At 50.4% G+C, this 19,378-nt stretch carries 24 protein-coding genes and 1 pseudogene; 13 read left to right on the top strand and 12 right to left on the bottom strand.

Annotated elements, in window-relative coordinates; genetic code table 11:
* The first annotated feature begins 2 nt into the window (after nt 1-2).
* From JVX88_RS00900 to JVX88_RS00885, 4 genes are all read left to right on the top strand, one after another.
* Nucleotides 3-596: a YggT family protein gene (locus JVX88_RS00900; protein WP_211624870.1), complete on the top strand. Its 594-nt coding sequence runs from the start codon at nt 3-5 to the stop codon at nt 594-596.
* Nucleotides 596-826: a DUF167 domain-containing protein gene (locus JVX88_RS00895; RefSeq protein ID WP_211624869.1), complete on the top strand. Its 231-nt coding sequence runs from the start codon at nt 596-598 to the stop codon at nt 824-826. Before JVX88_RS00900 ends, JVX88_RS00895 begins: the two co-directional genes overlap by 1 nt.
* Entirely contained in the window at nt 801-887 is an 87-nt protein-coding gene (locus JVX88_RS43815; protein WP_410503773.1) for a hypothetical protein, read from the top strand. Before JVX88_RS00895 ends, JVX88_RS43815 begins: the two co-directional genes overlap by 26 nt.
* Nucleotides 888-1,320: 433 nt before the next feature.
* Entirely contained in the window at nt 1,321-2,061 is a 741-nt protein-coding gene (locus tag JVX88_RS00885) for a YebC/PmpR family DNA-binding transcriptional regulator (RefSeq protein ID WP_211624867.1), read from the top strand.
* A 160-nt stretch (nt 2,062-2,221) separates the two neighbouring features.
* On the opposite strand, the gene JVX88_RS00880 is transcribed toward JVX88_RS00885, so the two are convergent.
* The 12 genes from JVX88_RS00880 to JVX88_RS00830 all read right to left on the bottom strand — a co-directional run bounded on the left by JVX88_RS00880 (nt 2,222) and on the right by JVX88_RS00830 (nt 11,346).
* Nucleotides 2,222-4,057 carry a tetratricopeptide repeat protein gene (locus tag JVX88_RS00880; RefSeq protein ID WP_211624866.1) on the bottom strand — a complete coding sequence of 612 codons (1,836 nt, stop codon included), beginning with the start codon at nt 4,055-4,057 and terminating at the stop codon, nt 2,222-2,224.
* A gap of 105 nt (nt 4,058-4,162) precedes the next feature.
* The gene (locus JVX88_RS00875) at nt 4,163-4,594 is read right to left on the bottom strand and encodes an OsmC family protein (protein ID WP_211624865.1); all 432 of its coding nucleotides are present in this window, start codon (nt 4,592-4,594) and stop codon (nt 4,163-4,165) included.
* A gap of 186 nt (nt 4,595-4,780) precedes the next feature.
* Nucleotides 4,781-5,056 carry a DUF2442 domain-containing protein gene (locus JVX88_RS00870; RefSeq protein ID WP_211624864.1) on the bottom strand — a complete coding sequence of 92 codons (276 nt, stop codon included), beginning with the start codon at nt 5,054-5,056 and terminating at the stop codon, nt 4,781-4,783.
* Entirely contained in the window at nt 5,028-5,273 is a 246-nt protein-coding gene (locus JVX88_RS00865) for a DUF4160 domain-containing protein (RefSeq protein WP_211624863.1), read from the bottom strand. The genes JVX88_RS00870 and JVX88_RS00865 overlap by 29 nt, the downstream gene beginning before the upstream one ends.
* A gap of 28 nt (nt 5,274-5,301) precedes the next feature.
* On the bottom strand, nt 5,302-5,718 hold the full coding sequence (locus tag JVX88_RS42925) for a homogentisate 1,2-dioxygenase domain-containing protein (RefSeq protein WP_317134654.1): 417 nt from the start codon (nt 5,716-5,718) through the stop codon (nt 5,302-5,304).
* Nucleotides 5,703-6,602 carry a homogentisate 1,2-dioxygenase gene (locus tag JVX88_RS00860; RefSeq protein ID WP_317134612.1) on the bottom strand — a complete coding sequence of 300 codons (900 nt, stop codon included), beginning with the start codon at nt 6,600-6,602 and terminating at the stop codon, nt 5,703-5,705. Before JVX88_RS00860 ends, JVX88_RS42925 begins: the two co-directional genes overlap by 16 nt.
* Before the next feature lie 152 nt (nt 6,603-6,754).
* Entirely contained in the window at nt 6,755-7,297 is a 543-nt protein-coding gene (locus JVX88_RS00855) for a tetratricopeptide repeat protein (protein WP_211624862.1), read from the bottom strand.
* Between the two features lie 2 nt (nt 7,298-7,299).
* Nucleotides 7,300-7,755, bottom strand: coding sequence for a GNAT family N-acetyltransferase (locus JVX88_RS00850; protein ID WP_211624861.1), 456 nt, complete (start codon nt 7,753-7,755; stop codon nt 7,300-7,302).
* Nucleotides 7,752-7,898 carry a hypothetical protein gene (locus JVX88_RS00845; protein WP_211624860.1) on the bottom strand — a complete coding sequence of 49 codons (147 nt, stop codon included), beginning with the start codon at nt 7,896-7,898 and terminating at the stop codon, nt 7,752-7,754. Before JVX88_RS00845 ends, JVX88_RS00850 begins: the two co-directional genes overlap by 4 nt.
* Nucleotides 7,895-8,788, bottom strand: a complete 894-nt coding sequence (locus JVX88_RS00840) for a hypothetical protein (RefSeq protein ID WP_211624859.1) — start codon at nt 8,786-8,788, stop codon at nt 7,895-7,897. Before JVX88_RS00840 ends, JVX88_RS00845 begins: the two co-directional genes overlap by 4 nt.
* A 72-nt stretch (nt 8,789-8,860) precedes the next feature.
* Entirely contained in the window at nt 8,861-10,042 is a 1,182-nt protein-coding gene (hppD, locus tag JVX88_RS00835; RefSeq protein WP_211624858.1) for a 4-hydroxyphenylpyruvate dioxygenase, read from the bottom strand.
* Between the two features lie 11 nt (nt 10,043-10,053).
* Nucleotides 10,054-11,346 (bottom strand): class I tRNA ligase family protein, encoded by a 1,293-nt coding sequence (locus JVX88_RS00830; protein WP_225931445.1) that lies wholly within the window; start codon nt 11,344-11,346, stop codon nt 10,054-10,056.
* Nucleotides 11,347-11,415: 69 nt separating this feature from the next.
* On the opposite strand from JVX88_RS00830, the gene rplI reads away from it, so the two are divergent.
* The 9 genes and pseudogenes from rplI (at nt 11,416) to pyrH (ending at nt 19,366) form a co-directional block, all read left to right on the top strand.
* Nucleotides 11,416-12,021, top strand: a complete 606-nt coding sequence (gene rplI / locus JVX88_RS00825) for a 50S ribosomal protein L9 (RefSeq protein ID WP_211624854.1) — start codon at nt 11,416-11,418, stop codon at nt 12,019-12,021.
* A gap of 241 nt (nt 12,022-12,262) precedes the next feature.
* Nucleotides 12,263-13,639: a replicative DNA helicase gene (gene dnaB, locus JVX88_RS00820; RefSeq protein ID WP_211624852.1), complete on the top strand. Its 1,377-nt coding sequence runs from the start codon at nt 12,263-12,265 to the stop codon at nt 13,637-13,639.
* Nucleotides 13,640-13,676: 37 nt separating this feature from the next.
* Nucleotides 13,677-14,219: a YfiT family bacillithiol transferase gene (locus JVX88_RS00815; protein WP_211624850.1), complete on the top strand. Its 543-nt coding sequence runs from the start codon at nt 13,677-13,679 to the stop codon at nt 14,217-14,219.
* A gap of 68 nt (nt 14,220-14,287) precedes the next feature.
* Nucleotides 14,288-15,640, top strand: coding sequence for an acyltransferase family protein (locus JVX88_RS00810; protein ID WP_211624848.1), 1,353 nt, complete (start codon nt 14,288-14,290; stop codon nt 15,638-15,640).
* A gap of 131 nt (nt 15,641-15,771) precedes the next feature.
* Entirely contained in the window at nt 15,772-16,206 is a 435-nt protein-coding gene (rplM, locus tag JVX88_RS00805) for a 50S ribosomal protein L13 (RefSeq protein ID WP_211624846.1), read from the top strand.
* Nucleotides 16,207-16,283: 77 nt separating this feature from the next.
* Entirely contained in the window at nt 16,284-16,676 is a 393-nt protein-coding gene (gene rpsI, locus JVX88_RS00800; protein ID WP_211624844.1) for a 30S ribosomal protein S9, read from the top strand.
* Nucleotides 16,677-16,794: 118 nt separating this feature from the next.
* A pseudogene (rpsB, locus tag JVX88_RS00795) lies at nt 16,795-17,538 on the top strand (30S ribosomal protein S2); the annotation flags it as partial.
* A gap of 349 nt (nt 17,539-17,887) precedes the next feature.
* Nucleotides 17,888-18,550 carry a translation elongation factor Ts gene (tsf, locus tag JVX88_RS00790; RefSeq protein ID WP_211624841.1) on the top strand — a complete coding sequence of 221 codons (663 nt, stop codon included), beginning with the start codon at nt 17,888-17,890 and terminating at the stop codon, nt 18,548-18,550.
* A 75-nt stretch (nt 18,551-18,625) separates the two neighbouring features.
* The gene (pyrH, locus tag JVX88_RS00785) at nt 18,626-19,366 is read left to right on the top strand and encodes a UMP kinase (protein WP_211624839.1); all 741 of its coding nucleotides are present in this window, start codon (nt 18,626-18,628) and stop codon (nt 19,364-19,366) included.
* Nucleotides 19,367-19,378 lie beyond the last annotated feature (12 nt).

The raw sequence follows: 19,378 nt of genomic DNA, 5'->3' as shown, positions 1-19,378 counted from the left end.
TTATGCTAACTTCAACGGTTTATCCGATACTTTGGCTGATTGGCTGGCTAGTTTTCCTAGTTTTTCTAACGCTTTTGATACTCCGGTTGGTGTTCAATTATTCTGACCCGAACCCATTCGGAAAGATCGGACGCTTTGGCTTTCGCATTAGGAAGATGACCGAAAGATTTGTTTATCCAGCTTCCAGATTTCTTGCTAACTTCCGTGTAGATCTGCGACTTGCCCCTTTAGTAGTCATCTTTATCGCTCTAGTACTTACCTATTTTTCTCTATCCTTTCTTGGAACGGCATTTTTTGTTATCGATGGACTGTCAAGCGCGATATCGGCCGGAAACATAAAGGCAACGATCGGGTTTATTCTTTACGGCCTGCTTGCTCTATTGATACTCTTCATAATTCTTCGCTTTGTCTCGCAATGGTTTGTCTTTGCACGCAATACGTTCCTGGCATTTGTTGAGAAAGTGACCGATCCCTTGCTGCTTCCGGCTCGGCGGCTGATCCCAACCGTCGGGATGTTTGATCTCTCGGCAATGGTCGTGCTCATCGTGATCTTTATTATCCAGGCGATCGTTATGCGGACTTTGATCATTGGGTAATGCGCACATATGCGGTCAAGGAAATAGCTGAGGGTGTCATTATCACGATACAAGTCCTGCCGCGTGCGTCAAAAACACAGATCATCGGTGAAATGGACGGGACGGTGAAGGTGAGGATGGCTTCACCGCCGGTGGATGGAGTAGCTAACGCGGAGCATAGTAAAGCTGTTTGCGAGATCATTCGGCGTCCCCCGCTCGTCGGTTGTGATCTTGTCGGGTCAGCACTCTAAGACCAAACGGATACGAATAATCGGCGCAACGGCTGGAAGCGTACTGGCTGTTCTCGGCTGATCGGTTTTTTCTGTCGACGATAGGTTTTGCGAAACACAGCGATCGCAACCGCAGTGATAACCGCCATTGCGATAGCTTCACCGATCGCCGCCGACCAGAATGTTGCTTCGCCCAACTTAGTTCGAAGTGCGATGGTTTGATCCAATGTAAGAGCCGTAGCAACCAGGAATAGTACGAAAAGAGACAGAACAGTAGCGTTTCTACTCATACAGATATCAATTAGAAACTGCCTAAGTGAATTTGTTGTGAAGGAAAACTCAATAAATTGTGACAACACACATTGTTTTGAGCGGAAAATTCAGCGTGTTATAGTTTGATTTCGCTGGTACAAGGGCAGCGTCTTCATCGAACATCGAGCTGTGGGCCGGTGCTCAGGTTGCCGCTAGTTTCACGCGATCCACATTTCTACAACTAGTTTTTAGGGAATTCAAAGATGTCAGGACACAGTAAGTGGCACACAATTAAACACAAGAAAGGTGCTCTCGACGCCAAACGCGGCAAGATCTTTACCAAGCTGATCAAAGAGATAACTGTTGCGGCACGCACGGGTGGCAGCGGCGATGTTGATTCGAACGCCCGTCTGAGAAAAGCCGTCTCCGATGCCAAAGCTCAGAACATGCCTAACGACACCATCGAACGCGCTATAAAACGCGGCACGGGTGAGCTTGAAGGTGCGTCCTACGATGAGGTCGTTTATGAAGGATACGGCCCAAATGGCGTAGCTATCATGGTCGAAGCGATGACAGATAATCGTAACCGAACCGTTGCAGAGATACGGCACATTTTCTCAAAGAACGGCGGCAATATGGGTGAATCCGGCTCGGTCGCGTGGATGTTCGATAAGAAAGGCTACATCGTCGTTGATAAGGCCGCCCAAAGTGAAGAAGAACTTTTTGAGCTCGCGATCGAAGCAGGGGCGGACGATATGCAGGATGACGGCGATGTTTTTGAGATATTCACTGCGCCGGAGAATTTCGAAACGGTCAATGATGCGATCAAGGCTGCGGGTATCGAACCGCAGGCTGCTGAGATCTCAATGGTCCCTCAAAATTACATCAAATTGGAAGGGACTGACGCTAAACAAATGATGAAGCTTTATGATGCCCTTGACGATAATGATGATGTTCAAAAGGTTTGGGCAAACTTTGACATAGACGAAAGCGAGATGGAATAGAATTTTCCTTGACTTACAAACCCCGATATGTGAGATACTTGCGGTACTGGGGGTGATATTATGATAAATAATTCCATTGGAGACATTACAGATTAACCGGATCATTCAAAATCCGCTTCGAACGGCATCCTTTATGGATGCCGTTTCTCTTTTGTCAGAACTAAGGTTGAGTTTCCGTATTTAGGCGTCGTAGTTCAGCCGCCGCGTGTTGACGTTCAACAGCAAATTGATCGCTACGGTCGTGGGAGGCAAACGCGAGAAACTCCGCTAGTGCACCTCTAGCTTCAGCGGATCGTCCCATCTCTGTGTAAAGCATTCCTAGTCTTAAGAAAACTCGCTTCGATTCGGGCAGTAACTCACGGCGCGCCTGGTTCTGCGAATTCTCAAGCTCTCTTAAAGCCTCTTCTTTTCGCCCCCTCTGATACAAGACAACGGCCAGGTCCGCGGTGATCGAGGCGGTATATATTGGTAACTTTGTCCTTGCTTCACGAAATGCCTTCTCAGCCTCGTCCAATCTGCCCTGCTCGGTCAAGGCTATCGCCCTAAGACTATATGCCTGATAAAGAACGTATGCTTCCAGTTTATCTAGGGGCAGATTGATGATGGCCTGGAGGTCCGTCTCTGCATCTGAGTATCTTTTCTGCACAAGATAGGCTCGTGCCCGGGAAAGATAAGCCCTTGCTTTCGGGCGCTTGGCAATTGATCTGGAAAGCACGCTTACGGCCTCATCATACCGACCAATGTTGATCAATTCGTTCCCATATTGAGAGAGTGTGAATGCAGAATCATCGATCGATGTGGTGTGCTTCCAAAGCGTAAGGTCATTTTTCCATGCGGAACTGTAGCTTATCGTCTGAACTGAAAGCAGGATACAAAGAACCAGAACGAGAGCGATCAGTTTCTTGTCGCCAATAAATCTTTCGGAGATGATGACGAGAATCATCAGAACACCGAGCAATGGGAGATAAAGATATCGGTCATGAACGATCTGTTCCGGCTCGAATAAAGTGGCATTCATTGTTGGGAGCAGAGGAAGAAGGAAAAGTCCTGCAGCGAGTCGTATCCGATCAGATCTGGCCGCTAAGTAGAATAACCCTGACAATATGGTGACCGAGATGACGAGCGGAATAATAACGTTCCCGAGATCAACACTTACGACGGGTTCGATGGGATAGTTTGCACCAAGCCAATAAGGAAAAAAGATCTGCCGCAAATAAAATAAAAAGATCGTCGGAAAGCTTAGAATGGCCTCACTCATCCCTACTGCGTTCTCCGGAGGACGGGAAACCGCGCCCAAGACAAAAAGTCGGAGAATGAAGTAAACAATAGCCACACCAAGAAACAGGAACATCCCCGACCTTGCTAGTCGTCCTTTTTGCCCACCGCTAACCAAAACAAGATAAAATATCGGGAAACAAAAGATGCTGACCTCTTTCGCACCTAGAGCCACAGCATAAAGAAGTAAGGAAAATATAAGATACCGTGTCGAAGCGGTTTCCGCATAGCTCTGTGTGAACCAAAGTCCACCTAGAAATGCGAGCGAGAACAAAAGATCAGGTGAACCCGAGATCCACGCAACTGATTCTACGTGGACCGGGTGTACAGCGAATATAAGAGCCACCGAAAATGATGCAAGCTCGGAAAATGACCATCGCCGAAGCAGGGCAAATACCAGAAGACAAATGGCGACGTGAAGGAGAACGTTGCTTATGTGCCAACCAAATGGTGAAAGACCGAAGAGTCTAAAATTGAGGATCTGCCAGAGCGTGAAGGTGGGTCGCCAATAGTTGCTGGCTACCCGCGTCCCGTCACCCTTGAACGCCCATACATCAGATGAAAGAGCTTGCCAGATCAACGCATTGTCTTGGATAAGCGGGTTCCTGACGATCTGTCTTAGATCATCATATACAAATTCACCACCTAGCGAGTTTGCGAATGCCGCAAAACAGACAAGTCCGATGATTGCCGGAAGTTTCCACTCAATGCGAGGTGACATTCGTGGTCTGGGTATCAAACCTTTTAGCAAGTGCGAGAATCGGTCCGCCAAACCTGATCGATAGAACAAGAATACTCGGCACAAGGCTTCGAACTACCGCAAAACTTATTTCAGTTTAGCATCGAGCGTGATCTCCGCACCGGCGAGCACACGCGAGACCGGGCATTTCTCTTTCGCGTTCTTCGCGACTTCCTGAAATTCCTCGTCCGAGATATTCGGCACGACGGCCTCGGTTATCAGGTCGATGCGCGGGATCGAAAACCCCGCTTCTTCCTTTTCAACGTGGACGACCGCTTTGGTCTCGATGCTCGTCGCCTCGTAGCCCGCTCGTCCCAAAAAGCCCGAAAACGCCATCGTAAAGCACCCGGCATGCGCCGCGGCGATCAATTCCTCAGGGTTTGTCATCGACGTATCATCGCCAAACCGCGCGTTGAACGAATACGGCCCCTCGAATGCACCGCTCTCAAGCTTTACGCTGCCCTTGCCCTCGGTAATACTACCGCTCCATTTTGCTTCTGCTGTTCGCTTTATTGACATAAGATTCTATTTTAATGTGTTCCCAAAACAGAACAAAACCATCAAGTCCAATAGCCGGTCAGGACCGAAAATGCTTCTTCAGCCGCTGCCAGACGACGCTGTAGTTGTGCTGCAGGCTTGCGGTTTCCATTGCAAGGAGCGTCGCGATGGAAACCTAGTTCTCGGGAGGTAACGCCGTTAAGATCGCTAAGGCCTGACTGCCAGCGACGGTTCGGGAGCAGGAGCACCGCGGAGAAGGCCTTCGGTGCTGAGGTCCTCGTCAATGTCGGGCCAATGGATGCCGTAGCCGCCGCCCGCGACCTCAAAGTTCTGCCGCTGCTCATCGGTTGCGTGAAGCAGTCGCGGATACCACGCAAGCGGAGCCGAAATTCTGCGGCCGTCCATCAGGCGGACGGCAATCTCGTCCTCAGTTATCTCAACTGAAGCCACGCGTTCATCTGCCGCTATCGCCAAAGAATTCATTCCACGCCTCCAAAAACTGCTGTTGATGCTCTGAAACCAAACGCTCAATATCCCTAAGTTCACGAGGCGAGAATCCCCGATTTCTCGCGAACGCAACGGGTTCGATCCAAAATTTTGCCGACATCCCCGATCGATCGACATGTACGTGCGGCGGCTCGTTCGGCTCGTGACTGTAAAAATAAAACCGATAGCCCTGAAGTCGTTCGATCGTCGGCATCGGCCTTGATTATATACTAAGCAGCAAACTATGCCGAGAAGTTCTTCTTCAGCCCCTGCCAGACGTCGCTGTAGTTGTGCTGCAGGCTTGCGGTTTCCATTGCGAATTTTGTCGGGCGGATGATGTATCGCGATTCGAACATGAACGCCATGGTACCCGATAGCTTCTGCGGCTTTAGCTCCGCATTTGAAGCTTTCTCGAACGCATCGATGTCCGGGCCGTGTGCCGACATCTGGTTGTGCAGCGAGCCGCCGCCGGGCACGAAGCCCTCTTCCTTGGCGTCGTATTGGCCGTAGATCAGGCCCATGTATTCGCTCATGCAGTTGCGGTGGTACCACGGCGGACGGAATGTGTCCTCGGCGACGAGCCAGCGGTCGGGGAAGATGACGAAATCGCAATTCGCGACGCCCGGCTCACCCGAAGGCGATGTTAAGACAGTGAAAATGCTCGGATCGGGGTGATCGAACGATATCGAGCCGATGGTGTTAAACGCCTTAGATCATATTTATATGGGGCGTAATTCCCGTGCCATGCGACCACGTCGAGCGGCGAGTGATCGATATCGCAACGCCACAGATTACCGCCGAATTTTGCTACCTGTTCAAACTCACCGTCAACGTCCTCGAACCAAGCGACCGGCGTCTCGAAATCACGCGGATTTGCCAGACCGTTCGCACCTATCGGCCCAAGGTCGGGCAGTCGGAACTGCGCTCCGTAGTTCTCGCAGATGTATCCGCGACAAGCCGCCGGATCAGAGCTGACAGGCAATGGCTCTATTCTAAACTTTAGCCCGCGCGGCAAACAGCAGACCTCGCCGGGCGTTACCTCGATCACACCCAGCTCGGTGTATATCCTAAGCCCGCCCTTTTCGGGCACGATCAACATCTCACCGTCGGCATTGTAGAAATAGCGGCCATCCATGCCTCGGTTAAAAGCGTAGATATGAATACCGATGCCTATCTGCGAGAACAGGTCGCCATTTCCGGCGATGGTCGTAATGCCGTCGATAAAATCGGTCGGCTCACTTGGCACAGGAAGCGGATCCCAGCGGAGTTGATTCGGCGTCGTTTCGACCTCGTTGAACGGCGATGACCGAACTGCCTTGTTGTCAACGCGTTCAAAAGGCTTGTGCGTCACGCTAGGCCGAATGCGGTACGTCCACGTGCGCCTGTTATGAACCCGCGGAACAGTGAACGCAGTTCCCGAAAACTGCTCGGCATATAACCCAAGCGGCGCACGCTGCGGCGAATTGCGCCCAACCGGCAACGCTCCCTCGGCCGCCTCTGTCGCAAACTCGTTCCCAAAACCGGATTGATACTTTAGTTTCATTTCGTTTCAATGCTCTAAGTATTTTTGGAAAGCGGTCTCGAATTCCAGAATTCGCCGCCTGATCGCGTCAGCCTTTCCGAACTCTTCACTCTCCTCAAAGAGGCTCAGGTGAGCTCCGAGAACAAGCCTGATTATCTTCGGGTAACGTTCTCTTAGTTCCTCCCCATCTTCGCCCATGTTTTCAAATGCGACCGGATTGACCTCTCCGCTCGATCATAGAAAACACTCGCGCATTCGGTATCATTATCTATGTGATACGCCTGACCAATAAGAAAGTAGATCTCCCCAGTGTCGACATCAGCCTCTTCCAAGATCGCCCTTCCGATCGCCAGGCCCTTCTCAAAATATGTCAGAGCCTCCTTTGGCTGTTTCTTTCGCAGAAAAGCGAGCCCGACCTGGATATATCCGGATTGCCTTTCAAGTATTTGGTTAGCGGGCAATTTCTCCGAGAGCACAATTGACCGCTTACAGGAAACAATAGCGAGATCATACTTCTGTTCCCGATTAAGCTGCCGGCATCGGCTCATCTCGTCGAAAAAAAGCTTGTTATTCTTGCTTTGTTCCAACGAGAGCCGATAAATGCGCTCTGCCTCTTTTTGATCACGGATTTCTTGGCTAAAGCTGAAAGAACCCGTAATTGCAAGAATAATTACAGGAAAAACGAATGTTGAAAATGTACGACGTGTTCGGAACATTATCATTCTCGTACAGCCACCATTTTACAGATATCAATGCCAGGGGCGAAGCCGTCCGGGATATGCTCGATGGTCTCAAATCCCAACTTTTGGTAAAACCCTTCGGTATGCTGCGAGGTGCTGATCATAAAGGGCCGGTCGCCCAATTTCTCGCGTGCCTTCTCCATGCGAAAAAGCGTCAATCGTTTACCGAGGCCAGTACCTATCAGATCGTTTCGCACCATCCCCCAACACAGGCCGATCGAGCCATCCTTATTGCCTGCAAATCCGCCTGCTCCAACGACCTCTCCGCCCGATTCCATAACGTAATAGTCCTCTGGATGCTCGATTAGATAGTCGCGAAGCTCCTGCTCCTCGGCGGGAACGAAATACTTCGGGATATTCGAACGCAGAAGTGCGGCAACCTTCTCGATGTCGCGCGGACGATACTCGCGAATTGACGGATCAGAAACGTTCATGGTTCGATATCGAAACGCAGTTGATCTTCGCCCATTCCCCGCGATTCGCATGATCTAACTGCAGATTCAACGGGCGGGTCTGCCTGCACATAGATAACCCTGCGATCGCGTTCGCGGGCGGCCTTTTGAAGTTTATCTATCAATCCGGTCGCGATCTCGAGGTGTGGTCATCACTCGGAAGCAGCTCGGTCGTCCCATCAACCACGCTAGGAGGATAGGTTTGTGACGCAGAATGGATCGGCCGCGCTGTCATTTCGTCCGCCATCGTTGCCCTAGCAGCATTATACTCCGATATCGAGCCACGATAACGAGTTTCGAAAGCGTGAGGTGATGATCCGGGTGCCGGGTTCAGGGCTTTGTGTACAGAATGCGTACCAACGATAAGCAAGATCAAGCTTATCGCTTCTCCTATTAACAGCAGCACCCAACCCGCATTTACGACCTTGTCAGTGCCGAAAAAGATCATTGGCAAGCCTACCACTAAAGCAAGGATCGCAACGGTCAAACCACCTAAATTGGCACGATGTCCGAACCTGGTTTCGCCATCCAATCGAAGCAGTTCGAGTTCGGCCAGCTGCCTGCGCCCTTTCGGACTGCCGCAGCCTCGGCAAAACGAAGAATCGCTGACATGTGGCGTTTCACAGGTCGAGCAGTGGCCCTCGCCATCGATCGATTGTCTTGCGAGAGCGACCAGGGCATCCACTTCACGCTCGATCGTCGCATGGTCGCCCTCATACATGCCGGTATTTGCGACCTCATAATCGACCACTACCGTCGTCACCCGCTCGGACGCTGTCTTTAAGGTTATAGTGACGGTTACGACCGATCTTTGCAGTTTTGCAAGACTATCGAGGCTCGCCCGCCGGCGGGCCACAAGCGGTTGTTCGCTAAGAACGTGATAGCCGAGCTTCTCTAACGCTTCAATAAGAGCAGTTCGAACGGCCGGCAAAGTCCCCTTCAGAACACGCTCGGTCTTGTGGCCGCTATGTATGACACCAGTGCTTGCTTCATTCGTGACAATAAAGTCTGCCATCTCTCGAACACTTCCTCCCGTACATGGAAATACGCGAAAAACGGGTGGAGCGTTCGAAAGTTAACAGAAAATTTACAGGTTGCCACGCCGCCGCTGTTCTTCCTCTATCGAAACAAACAGCGCCTTGAAGTTGCCTTTGCCAAAACCTTTGCAGCCTTTGCGCTGGAGGATCTCGAAGAAGACGGTCGGGCGGTCTTCGACAGGTTTTGTGAAGATCTGCAGCAGATAGCCTTCGTCGTCGCGGTCAACCAAGATACCGAGCCGCTGCAGGTCTGCGATGTCCTCATCAATTGGGCCGACGCGGTCGAGCACCTCTTCGTAATAGGTGTCCGGCACGCGAAGAAACTCGATCCCGTTCGCCTGCAGCTTGCCGACGGTGTGCAATATATCTTTGCAGAGCAGGGCGATGTGCTGGGCACCGGCAGAGCCGTAGAAATCGATGTATTCCTGTATCTGCGACTTACCGCCTTTCCCCTCGGCCGGTTCGTTGATCGGGAACTTGATGTTGTGCTGCCCGTCGCTCATCACGATCGACATCAAAGCCGAATATTCGGTCGAGATATCCTTGTCGTCAAACGTGATATAGCGCTCAAAGCCCATCACATCGCGATAGAAATCGCACCAGTAGTTCATCTTGCCGAGCTCGACGTTGCCGACGATGTGATCGACGAGCTGGATGCCGACATCTTCTCCCGGGACAAGCTGCTCGATGAAGCCCGGCAGGAATGCACCGGAGTAGGCGTAAACACGCTCTTGCTGTGCGGCGGTCGCCGCACCATCTGATGCGACACTCACATTCCCGTTGCCAGTCGCTTTGCCACCTGCCACATACGAATAGAACGAATGGATCGTGTCGCCATAGGTCGCGATCGCCGCGTGGCGAACAGAACCGTTCTCGTCCGTCAGATCGCGAGGTTCGATCACGCCTTTAGCTCCGCGTTTGACGGCCTCGTTATACGCATGGTCGGCATCTTCCACCTGGAACGCAATATCGCGGACGCCATCGCCGTGCTGCTTGATGTGCTCGGCCGCCGGGTGCTCCGGAACAAGCGGCGTCGTCAGTACAAAATTGACGCGGTTCTGCCTCAGCACATAGCTCGTTGTCTCGCGGTTCCCCGTCTCCAGTCCCGAATAAGCTACACGCGAAAACCCGAAAGCCTTGCGGTAATAAAACTCCGCCTGCTTCGCGTTGCCGACGTAAAACTCAACGTGATGTATCTTCTTCAGTCCTAGTGGATTCAATTCTTGATTCATACTTTCACCTATTATGCTACAGCAGCTTTTTCAATGTCTTTTAGTGCCTCATTACAGCGTTCGCAGACGGTTGGATAATTTTCAAACTCACCGACGCGGATCGAATAGTTCCAGCAGCGTTCGCATTTTTGGCCGTCAGCTTTTTCGATGCGAATTCCGAAGCCGTCAGCTTCGTGGACTTCAACCTGCGAAACAATGAACAAATACCGCAGCTGCGTGAAATAGTCCGACAGGAAAAGCGTCGTTTCCTTATCCGCGGAGACTATTACCTTTGCTTCGAGCGAGGAACCGATAACTTTCTCACCGCGGGCGGTTTCGAGCGCTTTTAAAACGTCGTCGCGGATCGCGAACAGCCGTTCCCAATTCGTCGTCAACTTTTGATCGGCTGCAACTGAAACTCCGGGGAATTCAGCCAAATGCACAGATTCAAGCTTTTGGCCGGGCAAATTCTCCCAAGCCTCGTCGGCAGTAAACGCAAGCAGTGGTGCAAGAAGGCGACAAAGCGTATCTGCGATCTTATACAGAGCGGTCTGGGCGGAGCGTCGCTCAAAAGACGTAGGCGAATAAATATATAACCTGTCCTTTATAATGTCGAAATACCGCGCCGACAGCGTTACTGTGCAGAAGTGATAAAGCGACGCATACGCCGCCTGAAAATCGTATGTCTTATAGCCCTCCAATACCTTTGCGGTAACTTCATCCAGCCCGGCAAGCGCCCAGCGGTCGATCTCAAGCAGATCCGCTTCCGCAACAGAATGAGTCTTAGGATCAAAACCATCCAAATTTCCGAGAGCATATCTTAACGTGTTCCTAAACTTGCGATAGGCATCGATAACCCGCTGCAAGATCTCGTCTGAGCAACGAACATCTTCGGTATAATCGACCGCGGCCGCCCAGAGACGTAATATTTCTGCACCCGATCTATCGATTATCTCCTGCGGTGCGGTTACATTCCCCAGAGACTTAGATTGCTTTTTCCCTTCGCCATCAACGACCCAGCCGTGTGTTATGATCTGGCGATACGGAGAGGCGTCATGTGCGGCAAGCCCGCACATCAGCGATGAATTGAACCAGCCGCGATATTGGTCGCCGCCCTCGAAATAGACGTCCGCCGGAAATCTTAGCGTGTCGCCGCGTGTTTCCAACACTGCAACGCAGCTCGAACCTGAATCGAACCAAACGTCTAGAATGTCCGTCTCTTTACGAAAATCCGAGCTGTTGCATTTCGGACAAACAAAGCCGTTGGGAAGAAGCTCGCTTTCCGGGCGCGCATACCAAGCATCAGCAGTTTCTTTCGCAAAAATATCTGACTTGAGAAAGCGGCGCTTTATTGAGAGGGCACAAATGCCCGTAGTATTTGAGGGATAAGTATCATGGCAACGACAACCATACTTTTAAGAGAAGACATTGACAGCCTTGGCGGACGGGGTGAGATAGTCAAGGTTCGGGCCGGCTATGCCCGAAACTATCTGCTTCCGCAGGGCTTGGCGACACTTGCAACTAAAGGAAATGTCAAGCAGATCGAACAGGAGCGGGCTGCGTTATTGAAAAAGGCGGCGGCCGAAAAGGCTACTGCTGAAGCGCAAAAAGAGCAAATGGGAGCGATCGAACTTGCCTTTGAACGAAAAGCAGGCGAAGGCGGCACCTTGTTCGGCTCTGTAACTTCAATGGATATCGCCGAGGCTCTTCAGGCAAAGGGTTACGAGATCGACCGTAAGAAGATAGTCCTTCGCGATGCTATAAAGGAGACCGGCGAATATACAGTTAAAGTAAAACTGCACCGCGAGGTTACGCTTGATGTTCCGGTCACAGTTACGGCAGAAGGCGGCGAGCTCGCGGAGGAAAAACCGGCCAGAAAGGCGCGCAAAGCAAAAGCTGAATCAGAAACTGAAGCTAATGCTGAAACTGCCGAGCAAGAGCCGGCGGCACAAGAAAATTCAGCGGAGGATCCAGAAAACAATAGACCGTCAGCGGAGTAAAATTTCTTGTCTTTCGCAAGTCATTGACCGCATTCGGGATAACCGGATGCGGTAATTTTTTGCGCAATATATTCGAAAACCCCCAATAAAAAATTTGTAATCTGGTCTTTGTCGGCGTATTTCTTAACGTGTATCATCTCTCTTACTTGATGCCCGCTCCGGGCGATCTTTTCACCAAATTTTCTCCTTTGATTATTTAGAGGCGAATTGATAAAGCCTGTATTTACTGTATTTGCACGACATGGCAGCATATCCGGAACAACGACGTGAGCAATTCCTCGAACGCCCTTTGCCCTCAAGCGAAGAGAGCGAACGTGCAATCCTAGGAGCTATCCTTCTTGATAACAAGCTGATCACGCAGGCTCTGGAACATCTTTCACCGCAAGACTTTTACTCGCCGCTCCATCGTAGGGTCTTTGCGGCAATGATCTCGCTGTTTGAAGCCTCAAAGAACATTGACCCGATCCTGATCGTTGAGGAGATGAAGAAGGAAGGGAACGTTGAGGCATTTGGCGGAGTCTCTACCATCACGAATCTGACCTATGGCCTGCCGCATTTTACGGACGTAACTGATTACATCACTGTGGTCCGAGAAAAGTCGACGATGCGCGAGCTTATTCGGACCTGCAATCTAATCACCGGCGAAGCTCTCGAAGAAGAGGACGAGCCGCGGCTCATACTTGACCGCGCAGAGCAGATGATCTTCTCGATCGCAGAACAGAAGCAACGAGAAGGCTTCGTACCGGTTCAGCCCATCGCCGAATCAGTCTTCAGGAAGATAGAGGAACTCTACAAACGTGAGACGCATGCTCTGACGGGACTGGCAACTGGGTTTCGCGATCTTGATACGATGACTTCTGGGCTGCAAGCAGGCGACCTTGTGATAATAGCTGCCCGCCCATCAATGGGCAAAACAGCGCTATGCCTGAACATCGCACAAAAGGCAGCGGTTAGGGAACGTGCCGTGGTCGCATTCTTTTCGCTTGAAATGTCCAAAGAGCAATTGTTGATGAGAATGCTGAGCGCACAGGCATCTATCGATGCAACCAAATTACGAAATGGGCATCTTGCCCACCGTGATTGGCCGCGCCTGGCAGAGGCCATCGGCCAATTATCGGATTCGAAGCTGTTTATAGATGATACGCCGGGTATTTCGGTTCTTGAGATGCGCGCGAAGCTCCGGCGATTGGCGGTCGAGCAAAAACGGCTTGATCTGATCGTGGTGGATTATCTTCAGTTGATGAGCGGCGGCGTGCGCCGTACGGAGAACCGGCAACAGGAAGTTTCGCAGATATCGCGTGATCTGAAGGCTCTTGCCAAGGAGTTCTCGGTACCGGTTATCGCTTTATCGCAGCTTTCGCGTGCGCCGGAGGCCCGCAATCCGCCAAAGCCGATGATGTCTGACCTTCGCGAATCGGGTTCGATCGAGCAGGATGCAGATGTCGTCGCCTTTATCTACCGTGAAGATTATTACGCGAAGAATCTGGATGAGCTCCCGGATGATAAAAAGAACATCGCGGAGCTTATTATAGCGAAACAGCGAAACGGGCCTACCGGGACAATCAAGCTGGCGTTCCTTAAGCCTTTTACGCGATTCGAAGATGCTTATCTTGGATAGGCAGATTGCATTAGGCCCTTACCATAGGAGTTGGAAGATGAGTGCGGAAAAAACAGCGACAGATCTAAGATTCCCGATCGGCAAGTTTGACCCGGCGGCATACGCATCGCGGGCGGAGAATATCAATACCATTGCAAATCTCCCCGCAGACCTTAAGATCGCGGTGCGAGACCTATCGGATGAACAGCTTGATACGCCTTATCGGGACGGTGGGTGGACGCTTCGGCAGACTGTGCATCATATCGCTGACAGCCACATTAACTCTTTTTGCCGTTTTAAGCTTGCATTGACTGAGGAAATGCCGACGATTCGCCCTTACCTGGAGGATAAGTGGGCCGAGCTTTCGGACAGTAAACTCTCTATCGATGTGTCGCTTTCGATCATCGAGGGTGTTCATACACGCTGGGGTGAACTGCTAAGAACTATGTCGGACGAAGATTTTGCGAGACGCCTGCTGCATCCCGAAACTGGTCAATGGACACTGGAACAGATGACGGGACTCTATGCTTGGCACTCGCGTCACCACACTGCTCATATCACGTCAACACGAGAACGCTTTGATTGGATATTTGCGGAGTAACAGAAAACATAGGAAAAAACTGAGGCTCGCTCTCGCTAAATGAAGATTTTTAGTTTAATTTGATAATTTTGGAAACCGGCTCTGATCAAGAACGCTTAATCTCTCTCGATGCATTTCGTGGAATGACCATCGCCGGAATGGTGCTGGTCAATAATCCGGGGACGTGGTCGGCGATCTACGGACCATTGAAACATGCGGAGTGGCACGGCATTACCCCGACAGATTATATCTTTCCGTTCTTCTTATTTATTGTTGGTATTGCGATTCCGATGTCGCTAGACAAGCGCATTGCTGAAGGTGTTACACGAAAAGTTTATACGAAGATATTTATCCGATCGGCGGCGATCTTCGCCAGCGGCTTGGCGATCTCGGCGCTTCCGCTTTTCATAATAAACGAAACGACCATACCTTCGCCGCTCAAGTGGCTCGCGGCAATATCGATCATTGCGGCTCTCTACTTTCTCTATGTACGAAGTTTTCGCATAGCAGGCGTGCTGATCGGAGTTTGGGCTATTATCCTGATCGGTTCATACTTCGCCGGCTACCAGATAACTCCATACAACATTAACACGATGCGAATTCCGGGCGTTTTGCAGCGGATAGCCGTCTGTTATCTGGTCGTGTCGCTTATTTATTTGCATACAACTTGGAAGCAGCAAGCAGTGATCGGGACATTTTTACTGCTTTTTTACTGGGTGTTGATGACAAAAGTACCGGTTCCTGCCTGTGAGATAACGAGTATCGACGACAAGGAATGTAACTTCGCCGCTTTTCTTGACCGTCTGATCCTCGGCGTTGACCATATTTGGAAAGCGGGAAAGGTTTTTGATCCTGAGGGTATTTTGTCAACCCTGCCGGCTATTTCAACCACTATCTCCGGAAGTCTTGCAGGAAGCTGGCTAAAGCGTAGGCGAAATATCGAAGTGCGTCCGAACGAAGAGCATTCAACGCCGAGAGACGCATATTTCAAAATGGAGACCGTTGCCGGCCTGTTCTTCGGTGGCACGATACTTCTTGCGATCGGATGGAGTTGGAGTCTTATATTTCCGCTGAATAAGTCGCTTTGGACAAGTTCCTATGCGGTTTATACATCGGGGCTGGCTCTCCTTACTTTGGGTGTGTGTTACTACCTGATCGACATAAAAGGACACAAACGCTGGGCAAAGCCATTCGTCATTTTTGGAGTAAATGCATTGGCCCTTTTTGTTTTTTCGGGGATTATGGCCCGCATGTTGGGAATAATTCGCGTAGCCGTTCCCGACGGAAAGGAGATCTCACTGCAGCAGTGGATATTTCAAAATATATTCCTAACTTTGGCCGAACCGGTCAATGCCTCACTTGCATACGCCATTACCTTTGTGCTTTTTTGGCTATTTTTAATGTGGCTTCTCTTTAGAAGAGGTATCCTTATTAAGCTTTAGGGCTTTAGCCCACTTTTATTGCATATTTAAGCACCGCCGAAATCGTCTCTCCAATTCTTGACCCTTCTATTGATTTTGTATACTCTATAAGTTCGCTTTTTGGCGAGAATACCTATAAGGTGCAGGCTATTATGAGTACATATTTCCCGAGCGGAAAGGAACTGGCAGATAACCGCAAATGGTTCGTGGTGGACGCAACCGGTAAAACCGTTGGGCGTTTAGCGACCGAAGTGGCACGCATACTTTCGGGCAAGAACAATCCAGCTTGGACGCCGTTCATGGACATGGGTGACCACTGTGTGATCGTAAATGCACGTCACGCAAAGTTTACCGGATCGAAAGAAGAGCAAAAGCTTTACCGCCATCACACACTATTTCCGGGCGGTTTGCGTGAATTCAGTGTAAAGGAAATGCGTGAAAAGCATCCCGAGCGAATAGTTGAGCTTGCGGTAAAAGGAATGCTTCCAAAATCAAAGCTCGGAAAGGCTATGGCCAAGAAGCTTAGGGTTTACGCTGATTCAGATCATCGCCACGCGGCACAAAAACCGGAGGCGGTCGAGTTATAGGCCACGGTCTGTTGTAGAGTTTGATCTTCGATCGACGATAACCAGCACAGCATCAACCTATATAGTTAGAAAATAGTATGGCAGACATTCAATATTACGGAACTGGCCGCAGAAAGACCTCGACCGCGCGCGTTTACCTAAGACCGGGAACAGGCGAGATAAAGGTAAACAGCCGCTCGTTTGAGTCATATTTTCCGAATGAGGCGCTGCGCATGATAATCCGGCAGCCGCTCTCATTGACGGACACGATCGGCAAATTCGATATTTACGTCAATGTAGATGGCGGTGGCACGGCGGGTCAGGCCGGAGCTGTTCGTCACGGCATAACGCGGGCATTGATGGAGTTTAATGCAGATTTGCGTCCGACGCTCAAGAAAGCGGGGTTGGTAACTCGCGATCCGCGGCAAAAGGAACGTAAGAAGTACGGACAGAAAGGAGCCAGAAAGCGGTTCCAATTCTCGAAGCGTTAATTTCGTTGGTTGTGGGTCGTTTTACAGTCCACGATCAGATAATCCATTGCCGGAGCTCCTTGGTTTATAAACAAGTTTCCGGCGAGTACAGAAACCAGAAGAAATAGGAGAATAAGTTTTGGCTACAGTTACAATGAAAGAACTCCTTGAAGCAGGGGTTCATTTTGGTCACCAGGTACGCCGTTGGAACCCGAAGATGAAGGAATACATCTTCGGCGAGCGCAACGGCATTTATATTATTGATCTGCAGAAAACGCAGAAATTGTTTCGTGACGCACTGGCGTTCGTCCAAGAATCCTTAGCAGAGCGGCCAAATCAAAAGGTCTTATTTGTAGGCACAAAGCGACAAGCTCAGGACGCCATAAAGGAAGAGGCTGAACGTTGCGGGCAATTTTATGTGAACAATCGATGGCTCGGCGGACTTCTGACCAACTACCAGACGGTTCAAAAATCGATCAAAAAGCTGAAGGACATCGAGGCGATGCGCGAGGACGGCCGTTACGAGATGCTGACGAAGAAAGAGCGGCTCAAACTCGACCGTGAACACGAGGGTCTGATGAAGAATCTTGCCGGTATCAAGGAGATGGGCGGGGTTCCCGATCTGATGTTCATTATCGATGTTCGAAAGGAAGATATAGCGGTCAAAGAGGCAAATAGACTTGGTATCCCCATCGTCGCTGTAGTTGACACGAACTGTTCACCCGAAGGTATCGATCACGTAATTCCCGGGAACGACGACGCACTTCGGGCGATCCGGCTTTTCGCTTCGAGGATAGCCGACGCTATTCTTGAAGGCAAACAGATCGGTACGGAAGGCGGAACAGTTACGATATCAGAACCCGAAGAGATAATTGAGGACGAGATAGATATTGCTGCAACTCTAGCAAAAGCCGGCATCACAGATCCTGATGAGGACGATGGCGGGATAGAGATCGAAGAAGAGGAAGAAACTGTCAGTCCCGACCTCGGAGTCGCTGATGAGGATACCACGATAACCTCTGAACCTGTTGTCCCAGAGCCGACCGCAGAAGAGAGTCCTTCGCCGGAGGCTACATCTGCCAAACCGGATGAGGATGAAGGTGATATGAAAGAGAGCAGCGAGGCAACGGCTAGCTAGTATTTTTGACTTCTGGTATTTGGCGTGGCTTTTCCGTTGTCGGCAACGAAGCCACGCCTTTTCATAAGAGAAAGTAATTTTATTGGAGCATTATATGGCAGAGATCACAGCAAGTGCGGTCAAGTCTTTAAGAGAGAAGACCGGGGCCGGAATGGTAGATTGCAAGAACGCGCTTATTGAGGCGAATGGAGATGAGGCGGCGGCGGTCGAGATCCTTCGAAAAAAGGGAATGGCCACTGCAGGTAAAAAGGCGGGCCGAGTTACCGCAGAAGGCGTTGTAGGGTCATATATTCACATGGGCGGAAAGGTCGGTGTGATGGTTGAAGTTAATTGCGAAAGCGATTTTGTGGCCCGTGGAGACGAGTTTCAAAATCTGGTTAAGGATGTTGCGATGCATATCGCCGCGTCTGATCCAAAATACGTTACTCGGGAAGAAGTTCCGGCCTCAGTTCTCGATAAGGAACGAGAGATCCTAATGGAGCAGCTTAAGAACGATCCGAAGAATGCGGGAAAGCCGGAGGACGTTTTGAATAAGATCATTGAAGGACGGCTTAACAAATACTATGAAGAGGCAGTCCTGCTTGATCAGCCATTTGTTAAGGACCCTTCGAAAACCATCGGTGAACTCGTTACCGAAAAGATCGCATCGATCAAGGAGAACATAACTATCCGCCGCTTTACCCGTTACAAAATGGGTGAGGGTATTGAAAAGAAACAGGACGACTTTGCCGCTGAAGTTGCCTCGATGGTTGGATAGCAGTATTGATCCAAGGTTTGCGGTCTTCGATCTGGAATTTGGAATGAGATCGCAAACCTGGAGCTATGAGCCAAGATGAAACCCGTATTCGATCGCATTCTCCTTAAGCTCTCCGGCGAGGCCCTGATGGGGGGCCAAAGCTACGGCATTGACACCGCGGTGGCAGAATCGGTCGCTCGTGAGGTAAAGGCAGTACACGAGTTAGGCGTTGAGGTTGCGATCGTGGTCGGCGGTGGAAATATCTTTCGAGGGGTTTCCAAATCTGCGGGAAATATGGATCGAGCAGCTGCTGATTATATCGGTATGCTTGCAACGGTGATGAACGCCGTGGTTTTACAGGACGCGCTGGAAAAGCTAGGTGTTTACACCCGTGTTATGTCGGCGATCGACATACCGCAATTGGCAGAACCGTTTATCCGACGTAGAGCTATCCGACATCTTGAGAAGAAGCGAGTTGTTATATTTGCTGCAGGAACCGGAAATCCTTATTTTACGACGGATTCAGCGGCGGCTCTTCGCGCCTGTGAGATCGGGGCGAATGTTATTTTCAAGGCGACCAAGGTTGATGGCATATACACAGCCGATCCGATGAAGGATCCGACAGCTAAACGTTTTGAAAGGATCTCCTACCAAGAGGTTCTTGAGAAACATTTAAAAGTGATGGATTCATCGGCTATTTCGCTGTGTATGGACAATGACCTTCCGATAATGGTCTTTAATATGAAAGAGCCGGGAAATATTATAAAAGCGGTAAGCGGTGATCTTAGCATCGGGACGCTTGTTTCGCTTAACAGCTCCGCAACCGGCGCAAACTGATCCAAAGGAAAT

It is taken from the genome of Leptolyngbya sp. 7M (genome assembly GCF_018128485.1).
Note: the sequence above shows the minus strand (reverse complement) of the source record. Positions and strands in the feature narration are given on the sequence as shown.

Bases quoted from the DNA above. Each gene is read 5' to 3' on its own strand.
- JVX88_RS00880 (WP_211624866.1), bottom strand. From the start codon at position 4,057: ATGTCACCTCGCATTGAGTGGAAACTTCCGGCAATCATCGGACTTGTC.
- JVX88_RS00895 (WP_211624869.1), top strand. From the start codon at position 596: ATGCGCACATATGCGGTCAAGGAAATAGCTGAGGGTGTCATTATCACG.
- hppD (WP_211624858.1), bottom strand. From the start codon at position 10,042: ATGAATCAAGAATTGAATCCACTAGGACTGAAGAAGATACATCACGTT.
- JVX88_RS00840 (WP_211624859.1), bottom strand. From the start codon at position 8,788: ATGGCAGACTTTATTGTCACGAATGAAGCAAGCACTGGTGTCATACAT.
- rplI (WP_211624854.1), top strand. From the start codon at position 11,416: ATGGCAACGACAACCATACTTTTAAGAGAAGACATTGACAGCCTTGGC.
- JVX88_RS00870 (WP_211624864.1), bottom strand. From the start codon at position 5,056: ATGAATTCTTTGGCGATAGCGGCAGATGAACGCGTGGCTTCAGTTGAG.
- JVX88_RS00900 (WP_211624870.1), top strand. From the start codon at position 3: ATGCTAACTTCAACGGTTTATCCGATACTTTGGCTGATTGGCTGGCTA.
- dnaB (WP_211624852.1), top strand. From the start codon at position 12,263: ATGGCAGCATATCCGGAACAACGACGTGAGCAATTCCTCGAACGCCCT.
- tsf (WP_211624841.1), top strand. From the start codon at position 17,888: ATGGCAGAGATCACAGCAAGTGCGGTCAAGTCTTTAAGAGAGAAGACC.
- JVX88_RS00875 (WP_211624865.1), bottom strand. From the start codon at position 4,594: ATGTCAATAAAGCGAACAGCAGAAGCAAAATGGAGCGGTAGTATTACC.
- rpsI (WP_211624844.1), top strand. From the start codon at position 16,284: ATGGCAGACATTCAATATTACGGAACTGGCCGCAGAAAGACCTCGACC.
- JVX88_RS00865 (WP_211624863.1), bottom strand. From the start codon at position 5,273: ATGCCGACGATCGAACGACTTCAGGGCTATCGGTTTTATTTTTACAGT.
- JVX88_RS00885 (WP_211624867.1), top strand. From the start codon at position 1,321: ATGTCAGGACACAGTAAGTGGCACACAATTAAACACAAGAAAGGTGCT.
- JVX88_RS00860 (WP_317134612.1), bottom strand. From the start codon at position 6,602: ATGAAACTAAAGTATCAATCCGGTTTTGGGAACGAGTTTGCGACAGAG.
- JVX88_RS00855 (WP_211624862.1), bottom strand. From the start codon at position 7,297: ATGTTCCGAACACGTCGTACATTTTCAACATTCGTTTTTCCTGTAATT.
- JVX88_RS00850 (WP_211624861.1), bottom strand. From the start codon at position 7,755: ATGAACGTTTCTGATCCGTCAATTCGCGAGTATCGTCCGCGCGACATC.
- JVX88_RS00815 (WP_211624850.1), top strand. From the start codon at position 13,677: ATGAGTGCGGAAAAAACAGCGACAGATCTAAGATTCCCGATCGGCAAG.
- pyrH (WP_211624839.1), top strand. From the start codon at position 18,626: ATGAAACCCGTATTCGATCGCATTCTCCTTAAGCTCTCCGGCGAGGCC.
- rplM (WP_211624846.1), top strand. From the start codon at position 15,772: ATGAGTACATATTTCCCGAGCGGAAAGGAACTGGCAGATAACCGCAAA.